Genomic DNA, 17,527 nt, shown 5'->3' on the forward strand with positions numbered 1-17,527 from the left:
AAGGTGACGACGCCTGCTGGCGGGCTCAGCTGGGGCAGACCTTGCCGATGCTGTTGAGCGCGTCCGTGAACTGCTTCTGCTGCTCGGGCGTGGCCACGGCGGTCGAGGAATCGGCGACCTTCTTCTGGACGTCTGACATGCCCTGGATGATCGTGCCGATCGACGGATCCACCTTCTTCGCCAGATCGGCATAGTGGTCGGCAATCTGCTTGGCCTGCTGGACCTGGTTGCCTGTGGGCTTGAACTGGTCGTTGCTGAGCAGCTTGCAGCTCTCCTGGACGCTGAGGCGGCCATCGCCTCCGCAGGCGGTCAGCAGCATCGTGGCCGCGAGGGCGGTGGCGAGCAGGCCTCTCTTCATGCGGTGGCTCCCTGGGGATCGGCGACGCGCGGCGCCGCGGTCGGTAGGTGGTCGGAACGGCCCACCAGTCTACCGGACGTGAGCGACGAGGGCGGTGGCGAGGGCCGCGACGCCCTCCCGTCGCCCCGTGAACCCGAGGTGGTCCGTGGTCGCGGCGCTCACGCTCACGGGCGCGCCGACGATCTCGGACAGCAGGGCCTCGGACTCTGCGCGGCGGGGCCCGAACTTGGGACGCTGCGCGACGAGCTGCACCGCGACGTTGCCGATCTCGAACCCTGCGTCCCGCACGATCCTCGCCGCCTCCCCGAGCAGCGTCGCCCCCGAGGCGCCAGCGTACTCGGGCCGGTCCGTGCCGAAGTGGGTGCCCAGGTCCCCGAGTCCCGCGGCGGAGAACAGGGCGTTTGCGGCCGCGTGGGCCACGGCGTCCGCATCCGAGTGGCCGGCAAGGCCGCGCTCGCCCTCCCACAGGAGCCCTCCGAGCCACAGCGGCCTGGGCTCCCCCTCCGGGGCGAAGGCGTGGACGTCGATGCCGATCCCGGTGCGGGGCATGGTCATGGGGTTCTCCTGGGTCGGTGTTCCGGGGCTCAGCCCTGGGCGGCGACGAGGGTCTCGGCCACGTGGAGGTCCATGGGCGTCGTGACCTTGAACGCCTGCAGGTCGCCCGGCACCACGTAGACGGGGGTGCCGATCGACTCGAGCAGCATCGCGTCGTCGGTGATCGCGGCGGCCTGCTCAGGCTCCCACGTCGCGGCCAGCTCGTGGGCGCTGCGGAGGGCAGCGACGTCGAACCCCTGCGGCGTCTGCACGGCGCGGAGCTGCTCCCGCACCGCGGTCCCGGTCACTACCTCGGCCGCGACCGCGGCCGCCTCGCCCTCCGTCGGCGCGGTGGACTTGATGGTGTCCACCACCGGGATCGCGGGCACGACGGCGCCCGCTCCCCTCTCGAGCGCCTCGGCCACCCGGTGGAACACCTCGGACGGCGTGAGCGGGCGTGCCGCGTCGTGCACGAGGACGTGGACGGTGCCGGGCGCGAGGGCTGCAAGGGCCGCCCGGACCGAGTCCGCGCGCGTCTGCCCGCCGGGGACGACGGTGATCTCCGGGGCCAGCTCGCCCAGCTCCTCCGCGAAGGTGCGGCACAGCTCGCCGAGCTCGGTGTCCCCTTCCGGGACGGCGACGCAGATCTGGCGGGCTATCCCGGCGCCGGCCGCCCCGCGGAGCGCGTGCAGGAGCAGGGGGGCGCCCGCGAGCGGAACGAGCGCCTTGGGAATGCCGTATCCGAGCCTCGTCCCCGAGCCCGCCGCCACGATCACGACGGCGGTCGGGGACGCGGGCTGGGGGGAGGCATCAGTCATGGGTTCCAGCCTAGACGAACGCGCCGGGACGCCCGGAAACGAACGAAGGCCCCGGCATCCGCCGGGGCCTTCGTGGACATCCTTGCCTCTGGGGAGGCAGCCTCAGGAGGCGAGGACCTCGTCCAGCACTGTCGCAGCCTGCTCCTCGTCCGTCTTCTCGGCGAGCGCGAGCTCGGAGATGAGGATCTGGCGGGCCTTGGCCAGCATGCGCTTCTCGCCCGCGGAGAGGCCGCGGTCCTGATCCCGGCGCCAGAGGTCGCGGACGACCTCAGCGACCTTGATGACGTCGCCGGAGGCCAGCTTCTCGAGGTTCGCCTTGTAGCGGCGGGACCAGTTGGTCGGCTCCTCGGTGAATTCGGCACGGAGGACATCGAACACGTGCTCGAGGCCTTCCTTGCCCACGACATCGCGGACCCCGACAAGGTCCACATTCTCGGCCGGTACTTCAATCGTCAGGTCACCCTGAGCCACTTTGAGCTTGAGATACATCTTCTCTTCGCCCTTGATCGTGCGCATCTTGATCTCTTCGATCTTGGCTGCACCGTGGTGGGGGTAAACAACCGTCTCGCCAACCTCAAAAACCATGTGGACATTCCCCTTTCCCGCAGACTAGTCTACCACGTCCCGCCTCCGGACCGGGCCCCCGGCCGCCCCGCGAAGCCCGGAATCACGCGGAAGTCGGGCCCTTCCGGTACCCCCAGGGGGGTTGACCCGGCGCGAAAAGCATGCTTCACGTCCGCGTCGCGCGCGCGCCGCGCGCGGTCAAGTGGGAGGATCGGGGGCGGCCGCGCCGAATCTACAGAACGTCGAAATTGGCGATACGCTAGGGGCGACCAGACACCTCACACCCTCTTCAGGAGCCAGCTGTGCGTTTTTCTGCAACGAAGCCGGCCAAGCGCGTCGCTGTCCTCGCCGCGCTGGGCGTCGGCCTGCTGACCGCCACGGGCTGCGGCTACATCAACGCCCAGCAGACCACCCACGTGTATTCCGCCTCGGACGGCGTCCGGGCGGACGTCGGCTCGCTGCAGCTGCGCAACATGCTCATCGTCTCCGCTGACGCCGCGGCCACGTCCTCCGCCTCCGCAGGCTCGGCCGGTGGCCCCGGCCGCCTCGTCGGCACGGTCTTCAACCCCACCGACCAGGACATGACCCTCACGTTCAAGGACGGCTCCTCGACGGTGCGCATCGACGTGCCGAAGAAGAACGAGGTCCAGCTGGCCAAGCCCGGCAGCAACGTGACCCTCTCGCACGCCGGCGGCATCCCCGGCGCCCTCGCGAAGGTTTCCTTCACGGCCGGCAGCACGAGCCAGGACGTCCAGGTCCCGATCGTGGACGGCACGCTCTCCGAGTACCGCCAGTACATCCCGAGCCCGTCCGGCTCCGCCTCGGCGACCCCGTCGGGCTCGGCGTCGGGCTCGGCGTCCGGCCCCGCCACGGGGCCCGCAACGCCTTCGGAGTCCGCCTCGGCCACCCCGAGCCGCTGACCCCACGGCCTCATCGGGCGCCGCGACGCGTCGCCTCAAGAAGCCGCTGACGACGCCGGCCGCTCACCCCGCGCGGGGTGGGCGGCCGGCGTCGTCCGTCAGCGGGCGGATGTCCCGCGGCCGGGCCGGGCCGGAGGCTCAGGGCTCGAACTTGTAGCCCAGCCCGCGCACGGTGACGAGGTGGCGCGGGTTCGAGGGGTCGGGCTCGATCTTGCTCCGCAGGCGCTTCACGTGCACATCGAGCGTCTTGGTGTCCCCCACGTAGTCCGATCCCCACACCCGGTCGATCAGCTGGCCCCGGGTGAGGACGCGGCCCGAGTTCCGCAGGAGCATCTCGAGCAGCTCGAACTCCTTCAGCGGCAGGGACACCTGCTCGCCGTCGACGCTCACCACATGCCGGTCCACGTCCATGCGCACGGGGCCGGCCTGCACGGTCGAGGAGATGAGTTCCTCCGGCTCGCCGTGGCGGCGAAGGACCGCCCGCACCCGCGCCACGAGCTCGCGCGAGGAGTAGGGCTTGGTGACGTAGTCGTCGGCGCCGAGCTCGAGGCCCACCACCTTGTCGATCTCGGAGTCCTTCGCGGTGAGCATGATCACCGGGACGCCCGAGCGCGCGCGGAGCTGCCTGCACACCTCCGTCCCGGGGATTCCGGGAAGCTGGAGGTCGAGGAGCACGAGGTCGGCCCCGTTGCGGTCGAACTCGACGAGCGCATCGTTCCCGTTGTCGACGACCTCGACCTCGTAGCCCTCCTTCGCCAGGAGGAACGAGAGGGGGTCGCTGAACGACTCCTCGTCCTCGACGATCATGATCCTGCTCAAGCCATCGCTCCTTGCTCCGGCGGCCGCCCGGCCGCGCTCTGGTCTTCCGTGCCGCCTTCCATGTCCGGCAGGCGCACCGTGAAGGTCGAGCCCTTCCCGGGCTGCGACCACACGGTCACCTCGCCGCCATGGTTCTCCACGACGTGCTTGACGATGCTCAGGCCGAGCCCCGTCCCGCCCGTCTGCCGCGAGCGTGCCGCGTCCGCGCGGTAGAACCGCTCGAAGACGCGCTCCTGGTCCTCGGGCGCCATGCCGATCCCCTGGTCCGTGACCGAGACGGACACGAGGCCGTCCCGGTGCCGGAGGCCGATTCCCACGGTGGTGTTCCCCGGCGAGTACCGCACGGCGTTGTCGATGAGGTTCCGGAAGGCGTTCGTCAGCAGGTCCGGGTCGCCGAAGACCTGGGTGTCGACGTGGCCGCCCACGCGGACCTCGATGCCCTTGGCCTCGGCGGCGAGCCGGGAGCGGTCGACGGCGTCGGCGACCACCTCGTTGATGTCCACTGCCTTGCCCTGGTGCACCACGTCGGCGCCCTGGAGGCGGGAGAGCTCGATGATGTCCTGCACGAGCGCGGCCAGCCGGCTGGCCTCCTTGTGCATGCGCGCTGCGAAGCGGCGGACGGCGTCCTCGTCGTCGGGGCTCGCCTCCAGCGCCTCCGCCAGCAGCGAGATGGCGCCCACCGGCGTCTTGAGCTCGTGGGAGACGTTGGCCACGAAGTCGTTGCGGATGCGCTCCGTGCGGGTGATCTCGGTCCTGTCGTCGGCGAGCAGGAGGATGTACTCGTCGCCGAGGACGGCGGCGCGCACGTTGACGATGATGGTGCCCTGCCCGAGCGGCCCGCGCGGCAGCTCGAGCTGCTTCTCGAGGATGACCCCGTTCCCGCGCACCTTCGCCGTCATCTGCAGCAGCTCGCGGTGCACGACCGTGTGGCCCCGGACGAGCCCGTAGGCGTACGCGGCAGGGCTCGCACGGACCACGCCGTCGACCGCGTCGACCACGACGAAGGCCTGGCCGAGCACTGAGAGGACATCGGCGGCGCCCTCCGGGAAGCTCGGCTCCCCCGCCGGCCCCTCGAGGAGCTGGCGCTGGCGCTGGCTCGCGCTGAAGGCGAGCACCCCGAAGGCGCCGAAGGACAGGCCGATCAGGGCCGCCACGATGCCGACGACGAGAGGGTCCACGATTCTTAGCTTAGGCCGCGGACCACCCTGCGCGGACCGCCCTGCTGGCTGGCGCGGTCCGGTTCAACTAACGTTCACCTCAAGGCGGTGAACTGTTCATTGACCGCTGGAAGTGTGACGAGTCGGAGCACCCGCCGGGGCTCTGCCTCGTCGAGCCGTGAAAGGACGCCACCGTGCGAAAGGTATTCCAGGAGGAGCTGCAGAAGGTCCACGAGGACCTCGTCGAGATCTCGCGCCTCGTGGCCACCGCGCTCGATCGCGCCGTCGAGTCGCTCACGAACGCCGACGTCGAGCTCGCCCAGGAGGTCATCGCCGCCGACGCGCGGATCGACTTCCTGCAGACCGCCCTCGACGAGAAGGCGATCGAGATCCTCGCGCTGCAGGGCCCCGTCGCGTCCGACCTGCGCATCATCGTGGGCTCGCTGCGGATGAGCGCGTCCCTCGAGCGCATGGGCGACCTCGCCCGCCACGTGGCCCAGCTGACCCGGCTCCGCTACCCCGAGAAGGCAGCCCCGGAGTCCCTCGCGGGCACGTTCGCCCGGATGGCCGAGCTGGACAAGGAGATCATCAACGAGGTCACCGCCCTGCTGGAGGACCACGACCTCACCCGCACGAGCCGCATCCAGGCCGCGAACGCCGAGCTCGACGAGCTGCACGCCGGGATCTTCCGCGCCATCGCCGACCAGACGTGGACGGGCTCGCCGTCCGTTGCCGTCGACGCCGCCCTCCTGAGCCGCTACTTCGAGCGCTTCGCCGACCACGGCGTGTCCGTGAGCCGGAAGGTCTCCTACCTCGTCACCGGCGAGTGGGACGGGGACAACACGTCGAACTGACCCGCACTGGCGCAAGTACGACGCCGGCCGCCCACCTCGCGAGAGGTGGGCGGCCGGCGTCGTACTCGGGTTTGCCTGCGGGACCCTACTTGCGGCCCTGGTTCTTGACGGCCTCGATCGAGGCTGCGGCCGCCTCGGGGTCGAGGTAGGTGCCGCCCGGAGTGACCGGCCTGAAGTCCTCGTCGAGCTCGTAGACGAGCGGGATGCCGGTGGGGATGTTGAGGCCGGCGATGTCCTCGTCGCTGATGCCGTCGAGGTGCTTCACGAGCGCGCGCAGCGAGTTGCCGTGGGCGGTCACGAGGACCACCTTGCCGGCCTTGAGGTCTCCCTTGATCTCCGACTCCCAGTAGGGCAGGAGCCGCTCGAGGACGTCCTTGAGGCACTCGGTGCGGGGGATCTCGTCGCCGAGGTCCGTGTAGCGGGGGTCGCCCACCTGCGAGAACTCCGAGTCGTCCGCGAGGGCGGGCGGCGGGGTGTCGTAGGAGCGGCGCCAGACCATGAACTGCTCCTCGCCGAACTCTGCGAGCGTCTGGGCCTTGTCCTTGCCCTGCAGTGCGCCGTAGTGGCGCTCGTTGAGGCGCCAGGAGCGCTTGACGTCGATCCAGCCGCGGTCCGCGACGTCCAGGGCGATGTTGGCGGTGTTGATCGCGCGCTTGAGCCGGGACGTGTAGAGGATGTCCGGCAGCAGGCCCTTCTCGGCGAGCATCTGCCCGCCGCGGCGAGCCTCCTCGCGGCCCTGGTCGTTGAGGTCCACATCCACCCAGCCGGTGAACAGGTTCTTGGCGTTCCACTCGCTGTGCCCGTGGCGCAGCAGGATGAGCGTGTAGGTCATGGGGCCATGCTATCCGGCGCGACCGCGGCCCACGCGACCGTTACTTCGCCCAGCCGCCATCGGCTGGGGCCGTGGAGCACCGGCCATCCGGCCGCCTTGACGGCCCGGCACATCGCGAGCCACCGCTGGCGGACCCCGAACGGGGCGAGCGGCGCGGCGGCCAGCCACGCGGCGTCGAGCGCGGTGAGGAACGCGTGCACGGGCTCCCCCGGCACATTGCGGTGGATGAGGGCCTTGGGCAGGCGCTCGGCAACGTCCGAGGGGCGCTCGAAGGAGCCGAAGCGGACGGCGAGGGAGAGCGCGCGGGGGCCGGCGGCGTCGAGCGTCACCCAGGCGGCGCGGCGGCCGATCTCGTCGCACGTGCCCTCGACGAAGATGCCCCCGGGGGCCAGACGCGAGCGGACGAGGTCCCAGATGCCCGGGACGTCGCGCTCCTCGTACTGGCGGAGCACGTTGAAGGCGCGCACGAGCGCGACCTGGCCGTCCACGGGGAGCTCGAAGCCGCCGACCCGGAAGTCGAGGCCCTCGCGCTCGAGCGGCTTCGCGGCCTCGACCCGGCCCGGCTCGATCTCGATGCCGGTCAGGCGCAGGTCCGGGCGCACCGCCCGCAGCCGGAGGAAGAGCTCGACGGCGGTGATGGGCGAGGCCCCGTAGCCGAGGTCCACCGCGTGCGGGGCCGGAGGATGCAGCAGGAGCCGTCGCGCCTGGGTTCCGGTGATCCACCGGTCGACGCGGCGCATCCGGTTGGGGTTGGTGGTGCCCCGGGTCACGTTGCCGACGACGCCGCCGCGCACCACCCGGACGGGCCTCGCCTTCTGCACCACGCAGGCCAGCCTAGCGGGCGGGGGCGGCCTTCCGGGGTGACGTCACGGTCCCCCGGGGTGACGTCGCGGTCCTCCGGGGTGACGTAGCGGTCCCCCGGGGTGACGTCGCGGGTGGGGGGGGGTCAGCGGTGGGCGACCGCGGGGCGCACGTCGGCGAGGTAGACGCCGGCCGCGGTCACGGCAGCGATGTTGAACAGGCCGTAGCCGCCGAATCCGAAGATGAAGCCGCTGCCCTGCGGCAGGAGGACCCCGAGCACCGTCACGAACGCCGCTGCTCCGGTGACGCCGAGCCAGAAGCCCTTGGTGCGCTTCATGCGCGCCTCGAACATGGGCCCCTTGCGGATCAGGCAGTCCACGAACGCCCAGACGGCGACGGCAGCACAGATCAGCCCGGTGACGTAGAACGAGGCGAACTGGATCCAGAAGATGAGGAATTTGCCGTCCACGCGCTCAGCCTACCGCCCGGAGTCGAGCGCCTGGCGGAGGTCGTCCCACAGGTCCTCGACATTCTCGATCCCGACGCTGAGCCGCACGAGCCCGTCCGGGACGGTGTGCGGCTCCGCGAGGTGGCGGCGGCGGCGCTCGATCGTCGATTCGACCCCGCCCAGGCTCGTCGCGGGCAGCCACAGCGCGACCCGGCCCACGAAGGCGTCGGCGGCCTCGGCGCCGTCGAGTTCGATGCTGATGACCGAGCCGAAGCCGGCGAGCTGGGCGGCGGCGCGCTCGTGCCCGGGATCGGAGGGCAGCCCGGGATAGCGCACGCGGGAGACCGCAGGGTGGGCGTCGAGGCGGCGCGCGAGCTCGCCCGCGGTGGCCTGGGACCGCTCGACGCGAAGGGCTAGGGTGCGCAGCCCCCGCAGCCCGAGCCACGCCTCGACCGGGCCGGCAATGGCCCCGTGCAGGGTGCGGTGCTGGTGCAGGCGCGCCCGCAGCTGCTCGTCCGCGGTCACGGTGACGCCGAGGAGCACGTCGGAGTGGCCGGCCAGGTACTTGGTCGCGGAGTGGACCACAACGTCCGCGCCGACGCCGAGGGGCTTCTGCCCCAGGGGGGTGGAGAACGTGTTGTCGACGACCACGAGCACGCCCGAGGCGTGCGCGGCGGCGACGAGGGCGGGGAGGTCGGCGACCTCCATCATGGGGTTCGTGGGGCTCTCGACCCACAGCACGTCGGCGCCGTCCAGCGCTGCGACGGTGGCGCCGATGTCCTCGATGTCCACCTCGAGGAGCGTCAGCTCGCCCCGCTCCGCCTTGAGCTGGGCGAGCCCGAGGGTGCCGGAGTACGAGTGCCGCGGTGCCACGAGGACGCCGCCCACGGGAACGAGGCCCAGCGCCGCGGCCACGGCACCCATCCCCGAGCTGAACAGCAGCGCCGGCAGCGGGGCACCCTCGAGCTTCCCCACCGCGTCCTCGAACGGCTCCCAGGTGGGGTTGGAGAAGCGCGCGTACCCGCGCGCGCCCTCGCCGACCCCGCCCAGGCCCACGAAGGTCGACGAGAGCACGATCTCCGGGTTCACCGGGGAGTCCGTGCCGCGTTCGGGGCGCCCGGCGGCGACGGCGAGGGTCTCCGGGGCGAGGGCTGCGAGCGCAGCGTCGTCGAGGTGCGGGTACTCGGGGTCGGCTCTCATGGGTCCCAATCTAGGACACGCTCGGCGTCAGGACGCGGCGTGCGCCGGGACGTGGCGGGCGCCATCCACATGGCGCCCGAGCCTTTGCGGCGACCGGCGCATCCACCGGTAACCTAGAAGCGGTGATCTCCCCTGTTGTCCCCCAGTCCAGCCCCCAGCCCAGAGTTCCGCATGGCTCAGGCCTGCGCTCCGCCCCGGGGCTCTTCGTGGCGTTCGAGGGCGGCGACGGTGCGGGCAAGTCGACCCAGGCCCGGCTCCTCGCGGACGCCCTCCGCGCCGAGGGGCACGAGGTGCTCCTGACCCGCGAGCCCGGCGGGACGGAGATCGGCGAGAAGCTGCGCGGCCTCGTGCTCGAGCACGGCCACGGTGAGATCGATCCGCGCACCGAGGCGCTCATCTTCGCCGCCGCCCGCGCCGCCCACGTGGCCCAGTCGATCCGCCCCGCGCTCGAGCGGGGCGCCGTGGTGATCACGGACCGGTACATCGGCTCCTCGGTGGTGTACCAGGGCGTGGCGCGGGGGCTCGGCGCCGGGGACGTGCGCGGCCTCAACGAATGGGCCACGGAGGGCCTCTGGCCGGATGTGACCGTGGTGCTCGACGTGGACGAGGGCGAGGGCCGCGCCCGCCGCACCGCGGGGCGGGGCGAGGAGGACCGGCTCGAGTCCGAGCCCGACGACTTCCACCGCAGCGTCCGCCGCGCCTTCCTCGACCTCGCGGCCGCCGATCCCTCCGCCTACCTCGTGCTGGACGCGGCCCGCGCTCCCGGGGACCTCGCGGCCGCCGTCCTCGGGCGCGTCCGGGCGGCGCTCGCGGCGCCCGCGGCAGCCGGCGGGGCGCCGGCATGAGCGTCTGGGACGAGCTGCGCGGCCAGGCCCCCGTCGTGGAGCAGCTGCGCCGGGCCGCCGCGGGCGACGGGCTCACGCACGCCTGGCTGTTCACCGGCCCCCCGGGCTCGGGACGCTCGACGGCGGCGAAGGCGTTCGCGGCCGCGCTCAACTGCGAGGTGGACGACGTCATGGCGCGCGGCTGCGGGCAGTGCCCCGGGTGCCAGGCCGTCCTCGCCGAGACCCACCCCGACGTCGAGTTCGTGCGGACCGAGAAGGTGACGATCACGATCGACGAGGCCCGCGAGATGGTCGCCAAGGCGGGCGACCGCCCCCAGACCGGACGCTACCGCGTGATCGTGGTCGAGGACGCCGACCGCATGGCCGAGCGGACCACGAATGTGCTCCTCAAGGCCATCGAGGAGCCCACCCCGCGCACCGTGTGGATGCTGTGCGCCCCCTCCCCCGCCGATGTGCTCGTGACCATCCGCTCGCGCTGCCGCCCGGTGGGCCTGCGCCTGCCGCCCGTCCGGGACGTCGCCGCGCTGCTCGTGGAGCGCGACGGCGCCGATGCGCCCCTCGCGCTCGAGGCCGCGCGGGCCGCCCAGAGCCACATCGGGATCGCCCGCAGACTCGCCAACGATCCCACGGCGCGGCAGCGGCGCACCGACACCGTGCGGGCGCCGCTGGCCCTCACCACCGTCTCCCAGGCCGTGGCCCTCGCCGAGCAGCTCGTGAAGATCGCCACCGAGGAGGCGAACGCGTCCAATGACGAGCGCGACGCCGCGGAGCGGGTGCGGCTCCTCGAGACCCTCGGGGTGGCAGAGGGCGACAAGCTGCCGCCGTCCCTGCGCGCCCAGGTCCGCCAACTCGAAGAGGACCAGAAGCGCCGCGCGAAGCGGTCGGTCACGGACTCGCTGGACCGCACCCTCACCGATCTGCTCTCGTTCTACCGGGACGTGCTGATGGTCCAGCTCGACGGCGGCCTCGAGCCGGTCAACGCCGAGCTGGCCGAGGACATCCGGGCCTTCGCCGAGAAGTCCACGCCGGAGGCCACCCTGGCCCGCATGGACGCCATCAACACCACCCGCCAGCGCATCACCACCACGAACGTCGCCCCGCTCCTCGCGGTCGAGGCGATGGCCGTTGCCCTGATCTGAGGAGACCCGTGACGTTCCCAGCTCCCCTCCGCCGGCGGCCGGCTGCCCTGCTGGCCGCGATCGTGACGGCCCTCCTGGTCCTCACCGGCTGCACCCCGTCCACAGGCGGCCCGCAGCCCAGCGGCGACCCCGCGGCCACCCAGGGCGCCCCGGCAGGGCTCGAGAAGTTCTACACGCAGGACGTCCAGTGGAGCCCGTGCGAGGGCGGCAAGTTCGACTGCACCACCGTCAAGGTGCCCGTCGACTACGCGAACCCGGCCGGCGACACCGCGGACCTCGCCCTCATCCGCCTCAACGGCCGCAACGCCAAGGGGAGCCTCCTGGTCAACCCGGGCGGCCCCGGCGGCTCCGGGTATGACATGGTCAAGGACTCCGCCCAGACCATGTTCTCCGCGAAGCTGCTCGACTCCTACAACGTGATCGGCTTCGATCCGCGCGGGGTCAAGCGCTCCGCACCCGTGACCTGCGTCAGCGACTCGGAGCGGGACGCCCTGCGGGAGTTCACCGCGGACCCCGACACCGACGCGGGCCTCACGGCGACGTTCGCGGAGCAGAAGAAGCTCATCGACGCGTGCCAGGCGCACAGCGGGCCCATGCTCGCCCACACCGACACCGTCAGCGCGGCCAAGGACATGGACATCATCCGCGCCGCGGCGTCCCGGCAGGTCCAGCTCGACTACCTCGGCTACTCCTACGGCACGTTCCTCGGCTCGACCTACGCGACCCTGTTCCCGGACCGCGTGGGCCGCATGGTGCTCGACGGCGCACTCGACCCCTCGCTCGACAACCACGAGATCACGCGCGGCCAGGCGAGGGGCTTCGAGGCCGCCGTGCACGCGTACGTGCGCTCGTGCCTCACGCAGTCCGACTGCCCGGTCTCCGGATCGGAGGACGCCGGGGTGGCGAAGATCCAGGCCCTGCTCGCCAGGGTGCGGCAGAGCCCCCTGCACACCAACAGCGGCCGCACCATCAACGTCACCGACTTCGTCAACGGCTTCATCCTGCCGCTGTACAACGACAAGAACTGGCCGGCCCTGACCCAGGCTCTCGTGGGCGCCTTCAAGGGCGACGGCAGCGGCATGCTCCGGCTCGCGGACATCGCGGCGGACCGCGAGCAGGACGGCAGCTACAGCTCGAACAGCAACTTCGCCTTCATGGCGTACAACTGCCTCGACTACTCCACGGACGCCTCCCCTGCCGCGATGCGGGCCGAGGCGGCCCAGCTCAAGCAGGACTCGCCCACCCTCGGGGAGTTCTTCGCGTACGGCGGGGTCAACTGCCGGGACTGGCCGTACAAGCCCGTCCGCACCCCCGCCCCCGCGCACTACACGGGCCAGAGCCCGATCCTCGTCGTGGGGACCACCGGCGACCCGGCCACCCCCTATCAGTGGGCCGAGAACCTCCGCAGCCAGCTCGGCAACGCGGCCCTGCTGACGTGGAAGGGCGAGGGCCACACCGCGTACGGGCGCGGCTCGTCCTGCGTGGACAACGCCGTGGACTCCTACCTCGCGGACCGGAAGGCGCCCACCGACGGAACGCGCTGCTGACCGGCCGGCCCGCTCAGCGGGGGACCCGCTCGGGCCACAGGAGCCCGGGCAGGTCCGCGATGGAGGGCACGACGGCGTCGGCTCCGGCGGCGTGCAGCTCGCCGGCGGTCTGGGCTCCCGTGAGGACGCCGACGGCGGCGCCCGCTCCCGCCCTCCGGCCCGAGACGATGTCCGCCTCGGTGTCTCCGACCACGACGACGTCGCGGACGTCCTCGACGTCCAGCGCGAGGACCGCCGTGAGGACCATGTCCGGGTAGGGGCGGCCGCGGCCGGCGTCCTCGGAGCAGAGCGAGAGGTCGGCCAGGCCCATCCACCCGAGCGCCTCGAGGACGCTGTTCTGGGTGTGCCGGCCGAACCCCGTCGCGAAGCAGACCTTGACGCCACGCTCCCGCAGCAGGTGCACGGTCTCCTCGGCCCCCGGGACGGCCGCCACGGCGCCCGCGGCGATCATCCTGTCGTACGCCCCCGCGAAGGCGCGCGAGGCCGCCCGGGCGGTGTCGGCGTCGTCCGTGAAGACGCGGGAGAAGAGCTCGGCGCGGTCGAGGCCCGCGCTGCGGCGGGACTGGGCGAGCGCGTCTGCGAGCCGCGTCCCCTCCACACCGCACGCGTGCAGCACCTGTTCGACCGCGCGTTCGGCGGCGCCGCCGTCCGTCACGGTGGTGCCGTTCATGTCCAGCACGGCAAGGCGTGGCGTGCGCTCGGGAGCCGGCCGCAGGTGCAGCGTCACGGATGGACCTCGTTCCTCTCGTTGGCCCGGGGGCGGGCCGGGGTCTGCCGAGCATCCCAGCCGCCGCGGTCAGGCGCCTGAACGCGCCGGGTACGCGGGGTGAACACCTCCCGGGGCGCCGGGCCGGGCACGCCCGCGGGGGCGGCGACCGTTTTGACCCCGGGCGAGGCGCTCGACTACAGTAGTCTCTCGGTGGTTCGACGAACGGCGGACCGCTGGAACGCCTCCTTAGCTCAGACGGTAGAGCGTCTCACTCGTAATGAGAAGGTCAGCAGTTCGATCCTGCTAGGAGGCTCCAAGAGCCCCTTCTGCCCTGCGGAAACGCAGACAGAAGGGGCTTCTTCATGCCCAAAGGTCCGATTCATGGTCCGACTTTGCCGCCATCGGCGGTGAGGGCGCCGCACCTCTCCGGACACATGCTGTGCATGACAGGAAGACCAACGCCGCGCACACGCGACGACTTCCCCGAGATCCTCCTCACCCGCCAGGAGGCGGCCACCTACCTGGGCCTGTCCAAGGCGTGGGCTCGGTCGGATGAGAGAGCAGCAGGCTGGCAAGAGTGGCCCCCGATCCCCCACCTCTTGCCTCGGCTTGGCCTCTTCATTGAGGTCCAGTCCGAGCATGGCCTCCTGGCGCCTTTCGGCGGCGAGGCGCACCTTTTGGCGGGCACGCTCCGACTGTTCGGCGTAGCGCTCCTGTTCTGCGAGGAGCGACTCGATGAGGCCATTGGGCACATGGGCGGGGCAGTGCCCTACACCCACCGGCGCCCGAGCCACGTCCACCTGATTGATCAACAGGCCACGCACGGGCCGGGTTGGCTGGAGCGGCCCGCCTCCTGCTGGGTGGCCGGGAAGTAGAAGCCAGGATCCCCGTTGGAATAACGGGACCTGGCTTTCGCGTTCCACGGACAACCGCTCAGGAGCCCGCCTCCTCAAGGCAGGGCCTCACCACTTGTCACCCCTGACCTGCGCCGCCGGCCTCCTGAGCCTCCCGCGCGCGCCGTGGTGTACAGTGACGGCTCGCATCCCACCCCATGAATGAAGGAGACCAGGCCCTGTGGCCACCGATTACGACGAACTTCGCACTGATGTGAAGGAATCCCAGCATGAGTCGCTGGAGGCCGCGAAGTCGGCCAACAAGCCCGATCCGCGGTCCGTGGTGCTCGAGCTCGACGGGGACGACTCCGCCGAGGAAGGCCTGTCCGGCGGCGAGATCGTCAACGACGAGCTCACCGTCATGGTGATCCCCCAGGGCGCGGACGAGTTCGTGTGCCAGTCCTGCTTCCTGGTCCACCACCGCTCCCAGACGGTGGTCCTGGGCGGGGTCGAGTACTGCCGCGACTGCGAGGGCTGACCCACGGGCCCTGCCGTGCCCCCGGTTTCTCCTCCCGGCCGTTCGGGCAATGACCTCTCCATGTTTTCACCGGAACCGGCCCTGCCGCTGCACGAGACGATGCTCGAGATGCTGCACGCCGCGCGCCTGCGCGGCCTGGGGCATACGGAGCACTCCCTCGCGGTCTGCGACCTCCTGCTGCAGATCCACGCCCCGGCCGGAGGCATGCTTGGGGAGCCCTGTGCCGGCTGCCGGGAGCCGTGGCCGTGCCAGACGGTGCTCGGCATCCTCGGTGGCCTCGCACCCTCTCCCCTGCCGGCGCCCGCGCACCCGGGCCCGTGACACCGGGCAGCTGAAGCGGCCACCCCGCCCGGGGTGGGGGGAGGTCCGGGACGGGGCGCCGCGTGCCGGCTTCCCATCCCGTCAGGCGGCAGGCCGGCCACCTCCAACGTAGGGCTGTGGGGTCGTTCACCCCAGAGGACTTCGGCCCGCCACACAAAGCGCCCACTTCAGCGGCCGGTGCTGCTTCCATCGGTCAAGGTGTGGGAGGCTCGGTGCGGGGACCCGCTGGGTCTTCTCATCAAGGTGGAGGTTCCTTTGGACATTGATGACGAGATCGGCGGCGTCAGCGCGCGTGCGTTCCCCGACGACGCATTGGCCACGGTCATGGACCTGTTCTTCGGGGTGGACGACGAGAACGGCCCAGAGGCATCGTTCCTGATCACGGTCAACGTGGGCAGCAGCGTGGTGCGCGGGGTCGCCATCCCTTTCAAGGCATGGCTTCTGGGCGTGTGCGAGGGCATTCGCGGAGCGGAGGGCGCGCAGCCGGCTATAGCGAGAGCCTTCGGAGACGCGTACGAGACGGTACTCGGTGCAGCGGTGGAAAACGGCCGGAGGACCGGCGCCGAGCACCCGGCCGACAGACATTGGCTGCACCTGCGTAACGCCACCACCGATGACCCCATCCGCGCCCAGTACAGCCCAGATGGAGGCGCCGCCGCGCCCGACTTCCGGTACATGCGGGTGAGGATCGACCGCGTGAACGCCTGGTCCTTGGCCTGAGGCCTGGGCCGGCCCGAGGGGTGGCCCCTCACCCGGGTCCTGAGGACCGGCCGGGGGACTGGAGTCGCGACATGTCCCGCTGCCTGTAGTGGCCTCCCTCCATTCTCGCGTCGTGGACAGCACTCCGACGGGTGGCGGCGTGGCGAAGGAGGCCCGCCGCGGGCCGGCGCGGGCGCGCGCTGGTCTTGCCGCCCCGGCCGAAGGGGTAGTGCGATGCGAGCCTGGAGAGCGCGCCAGTCACTCCCCGGAGGCAGCTGGCGACCGCCAGCGCCGCAATGAACGCCAGCGCGAGGAACAGTGCCGAGGCTGCGGCCAGGGCGACCGTTCCCGAATACACGAGGTCCATCACCGCAAGCGTGTCGTCCATGCCATTCCCTTGTTCCAGAACTCAGAAGACAAGTGGTGGCTCCATCGGCGGCCTGGTCCACCTTCGAACTGCTCTCCAGACCGGAGTTTGGCCGCCTTCACGGGTGCTGCCTCTGCCTCTGGGCCTGGGCGACGTAGAGGGCGGCCTGGGTCCTGTTCTCGAGGCCAAGCTTGGTCAGGACCGTGGAGACATAGTTCTTCGCGGTCTTCTCGGCGACGGCCAGTTCGCGGGCTATCTGGCGGTTCGTCATCCCTTGGCCGAGCAGCTCCAGCAGACGGGACTCCTTGGGGGTCAGGCCGTCGTAGACCGGCTGCCTGGGCGGCCTGGCGTCGGGAGCGCCGGAGAGGATCCTGTCCTCCTCCTCGGGGTCGATGAGGACCTCGCCCGCGGCGGCCCGGCGGACCGCGGCGGCGATGTCCTGGCCCGTGAGCTCCTTGAGGAGGTAGCCGGAGGCCCCGGCGAGCACGGCGTCGCGGAAACCCTGCTCGTCGTGGTCCTCGGCGAGTATCAGGCACCTGATGCGCCGGTCGACCAAGAGGACGCGGCGGCAGACGTCCGGTCCCGTGCCGTCCCTCAGTCGGGCGTCGAGGACAGCGACCTGGGGGCGCAGGGCCGGGATCCTCGCCACAGCTTCCGCGGCCGAGCTGCTCTCGCCCACGACGACCATGCCCTCATCCTCGAGCACGTCTCTTAGGCCCCTCCTGATCACCTCGTGGTCGTCCAGGAGGTACGCCCGTATAGGCTCGGTGGCCTTGTCACTGCTGTCCATGGAGCATGCCTCGCGCTCTGCCCTCTGAACGGGGGGCACTGGCCGTCGCCAGAGCGTGCGGGGTGCGGCGCACGCCAGGCGCCCGTTCAAGGGGTCTCACGATAGGGAGCGAGTCTGGTTCAGAGCTCCCCGCAGGCGCAGTTCTCGACCCGCAACCATGCTAGGACGCGGGTCCGATTACGAGCCAGTACGCGGCGTGGCGTGGCTCACATGGCCGGAACCCTACGCCGCGTGGTCCGACATGCCAGTCCAGGGTGAACGGCTCACGGCATCGCCGCGCAGCCCGAGCGAGTGGATGCGACCGGAACGGGCCGCGAGACGGAGGCCTTCTGCGGCGATGGGCTCTCCGGTCCACTGGCCCGAATGGGAGGGCAGGAACACGTCATCGACGGGGAAGCTCCTGCGGCGCTGCCGCCCCGAGGCCACGGCCCACA

Annotated in this window: 21 protein-coding genes and 1 tRNA gene; 9 read left to right on the forward strand and 13 right to left on the reverse strand. The window is 71.5% G+C overall.

What is annotated here, in order from left to right:
* Window positions 1-25 precede the first annotated feature (25 nt).
* From J2W21_RS00060 to J2W21_RS00075, 4 genes are all read right to left on the reverse strand, one after another.
* Window positions 26-358, reverse strand: coding sequence for a hypothetical protein (locus tag J2W21_RS00060; protein ID WP_307112468.1), 333 nt, complete (start codon window positions 356-358; stop codon window positions 26-28).
* 69 nt (window positions 359-427) lie between these two features.
* Complete coding sequence (gene ispF / locus J2W21_RS00065; RefSeq protein WP_307112469.1) at window positions 428-913, reverse strand: 2-C-methyl-D-erythritol 2,4-cyclodiphosphate synthase; 486 nt, start codon at window positions 911-913, stop codon at window positions 428-430.
* A gap of 29 nt (window positions 914-942) precedes the next feature.
* Complete coding sequence (ispD, locus tag J2W21_RS00070) at window positions 943-1,710, reverse strand: 2-C-methyl-D-erythritol 4-phosphate cytidylyltransferase (RefSeq protein ID WP_307112470.1); 768 nt, start codon at window positions 1,708-1,710, stop codon at window positions 943-945.
* Between the two features lie 102 nt (window positions 1,711-1,812).
* Window positions 1,813-2,295 carry a CarD family transcriptional regulator gene (locus J2W21_RS00075; RefSeq protein ID WP_066495480.1) on the reverse strand — a complete coding sequence of 161 codons (483 nt, stop codon included), beginning with the start codon at window positions 2,293-2,295 and terminating at the stop codon, window positions 1,813-1,815.
* A gap of 281 nt (window positions 2,296-2,576) precedes the next feature.
* Between J2W21_RS00075 and J2W21_RS00080 the strand changes: the two genes are divergently transcribed.
* A complete protein-coding gene (locus J2W21_RS00080) occupies window positions 2,577-3,194 on the forward strand; it encodes a hypothetical protein (RefSeq protein WP_307112471.1) in 618 nt (205 codons plus the stop codon).
* 138 nt (window positions 3,195-3,332) lie between these two features.
* Here the strand turns inward: J2W21_RS00080 and J2W21_RS00085 are convergent, their stop codons facing one another.
* Together J2W21_RS00085 and J2W21_RS00090 are read right to left on the reverse strand one after the other, a co-directional pair.
* On the reverse strand, window positions 3,333-4,013 hold the full coding sequence (locus tag J2W21_RS00085; RefSeq protein ID WP_307112472.1) for a response regulator transcription factor: 681 nt from the start codon (window positions 4,011-4,013) through the stop codon (window positions 3,333-3,335).
* Complete coding sequence (locus J2W21_RS00090) at window positions 4,010-5,191, reverse strand: sensor histidine kinase (protein ID WP_307112473.1); 1,182 nt, start codon at window positions 5,189-5,191, stop codon at window positions 4,010-4,012. Before J2W21_RS00090 ends, J2W21_RS00085 begins: the two co-directional genes overlap by 4 nt.
* A 173-nt stretch (window positions 5,192-5,364) precedes the next feature.
* Here J2W21_RS00090 and phoU point away from each other — a divergent pair, with 173 nt between their 5' ends.
* Window positions 5,365-6,024: a phosphate signaling complex protein PhoU gene (gene phoU, locus J2W21_RS00095; RefSeq protein WP_307112474.1), complete on the forward strand. Its 660-nt coding sequence runs from the start codon at window positions 5,365-5,367 to the stop codon at window positions 6,022-6,024.
* An 85-nt stretch (window positions 6,025-6,109) separates the two neighbouring features.
* Here the strand turns inward: phoU and J2W21_RS00100 are convergent, their stop codons facing one another.
* The 4 genes from J2W21_RS00100 to J2W21_RS00115 form a co-directional block, all read right to left on the reverse strand.
* Window positions 6,110-6,856: a phosphoglyceromutase gene (locus tag J2W21_RS00100; RefSeq protein WP_307112475.1), complete on the reverse strand. Its 747-nt coding sequence runs from the start codon at window positions 6,854-6,856 to the stop codon at window positions 6,110-6,112.
* Window positions 6,853-7,680 carry a class I SAM-dependent methyltransferase gene (locus J2W21_RS00105; RefSeq protein ID WP_373423045.1) on the reverse strand — a complete coding sequence of 276 codons (828 nt, stop codon included), beginning with the start codon at window positions 7,678-7,680 and terminating at the stop codon, window positions 6,853-6,855. Before J2W21_RS00105 ends, J2W21_RS00100 begins: the two co-directional genes overlap by 4 nt.
* A 122-nt stretch (window positions 7,681-7,802) precedes the next feature.
* Window positions 7,803-8,126, reverse strand: a complete 324-nt coding sequence (locus J2W21_RS00110; RefSeq protein ID WP_307112476.1) for a DUF2516 family protein — start codon at window positions 8,124-8,126, stop codon at window positions 7,803-7,805.
* A gap of 9 nt (window positions 8,127-8,135) precedes the next feature.
* The gene (locus J2W21_RS00115; protein ID WP_307112477.1) at window positions 8,136-9,305 is read right to left on the reverse strand and encodes a trans-sulfuration enzyme family protein; all 1,170 of its coding nucleotides are present in this window, start codon (window positions 9,303-9,305) and stop codon (window positions 8,136-8,138) included.
* A 182-nt stretch (window positions 9,306-9,487) separates the two neighbouring features.
* Between J2W21_RS00115 and tmk the strand changes: the two genes are divergently transcribed.
* From tmk to J2W21_RS00130, 3 genes are read left to right on the forward strand one after another with little or no spacing between them, the layout of a single operon-like run.
* Window positions 9,488-10,150: a dTMP kinase gene (gene tmk / locus J2W21_RS00120; protein ID WP_307112995.1), complete on the forward strand. Its 663-nt coding sequence runs from the start codon at window positions 9,488-9,490 to the stop codon at window positions 10,148-10,150.
* Window positions 10,147-11,289, forward strand: a complete 1,143-nt coding sequence (locus J2W21_RS00125) for a DNA polymerase III subunit delta' (RefSeq protein WP_307112478.1) — start codon at window positions 10,147-10,149, stop codon at window positions 11,287-11,289. The genes tmk and J2W21_RS00125 overlap by 4 nt, the downstream gene beginning before the upstream one ends.
* An 8-nt stretch (window positions 11,290-11,297) precedes the next feature.
* Complete coding sequence (locus tag J2W21_RS00130) at window positions 11,298-12,836, forward strand: alpha/beta hydrolase (RefSeq protein WP_307112479.1); 1,539 nt, start codon at window positions 11,298-11,300, stop codon at window positions 12,834-12,836.
* A 13-nt stretch (window positions 12,837-12,849) separates the two neighbouring features.
* Here the strand turns inward: J2W21_RS00130 and J2W21_RS00135 are convergent, their stop codons facing one another.
* Complete coding sequence (locus J2W21_RS00135) at window positions 12,850-13,563, reverse strand: HAD-IA family hydrolase (RefSeq protein WP_307112480.1); 714 nt, start codon at window positions 13,561-13,563, stop codon at window positions 12,850-12,852.
* Window positions 13,564-13,785: 222 nt separating this feature from the next.
* Here J2W21_RS00135 and J2W21_RS00140 point away from each other — a divergent pair.
* The 4 genes from J2W21_RS00140 to J2W21_RS00155 all read left to right on the forward strand — a co-directional run bounded on the left by J2W21_RS00140 (window position 13,786) and on the right by J2W21_RS00155 (window position 15,957).
* A tRNA-Thr gene (locus tag J2W21_RS00140) sits at window positions 13,786-13,861 on the forward strand.
* 758 nt (window positions 13,862-14,619) lie between these two features.
* The gene (locus J2W21_RS00145) at window positions 14,620-14,916 is read left to right on the forward strand and encodes a DUF4193 family protein (protein WP_307112481.1); all 297 of its coding nucleotides are present in this window, start codon (window positions 14,620-14,622) and stop codon (window positions 14,914-14,916) included.
* A 60-nt stretch (window positions 14,917-14,976) separates the two neighbouring features.
* Window positions 14,977-15,237, forward strand: a complete 261-nt coding sequence (locus J2W21_RS00150; protein WP_307112482.1) for a hypothetical protein — start codon at window positions 14,977-14,979, stop codon at window positions 15,235-15,237.
* Window positions 15,238-15,492: 255 nt separating this feature from the next.
* The gene (locus tag J2W21_RS00155; protein WP_307112483.1) at window positions 15,493-15,957 is read left to right on the forward strand and encodes a hypothetical protein; all 465 of its coding nucleotides are present in this window, start codon (window positions 15,493-15,495) and stop codon (window positions 15,955-15,957) included.
* A 28-nt stretch (window positions 15,958-15,985) separates the two neighbouring features.
* Here J2W21_RS00155 and J2W21_RS00160 read toward each other — a convergent pair whose 3' ends face one another.
* Both J2W21_RS00160 and J2W21_RS00165 read right to left on the reverse strand, forming a co-directional pair.
* Complete coding sequence (locus tag J2W21_RS00160; RefSeq protein ID WP_307112484.1) at window positions 15,986-16,324, reverse strand: hypothetical protein; 339 nt, start codon at window positions 16,322-16,324, stop codon at window positions 15,986-15,988.
* A gap of 97 nt (window positions 16,325-16,421) precedes the next feature.
* Entirely contained in the window at window positions 16,422-17,093 is a 672-nt protein-coding gene (locus tag J2W21_RS00165; RefSeq protein WP_307112485.1) for a response regulator, read from the reverse strand.
* Between the last annotated feature and the right edge of the window lie 434 nt (window positions 17,094-17,527).

Origin of the sequence: Sinomonas atrocyanea (assembly GCF_030811715.1) — a bacterium.
Taxonomy (GTDB): Bacteria; Actinomycetota; Actinomycetes; order Actinomycetales; family Micrococcaceae; genus Sinomonas; species Sinomonas atrocyanea_A.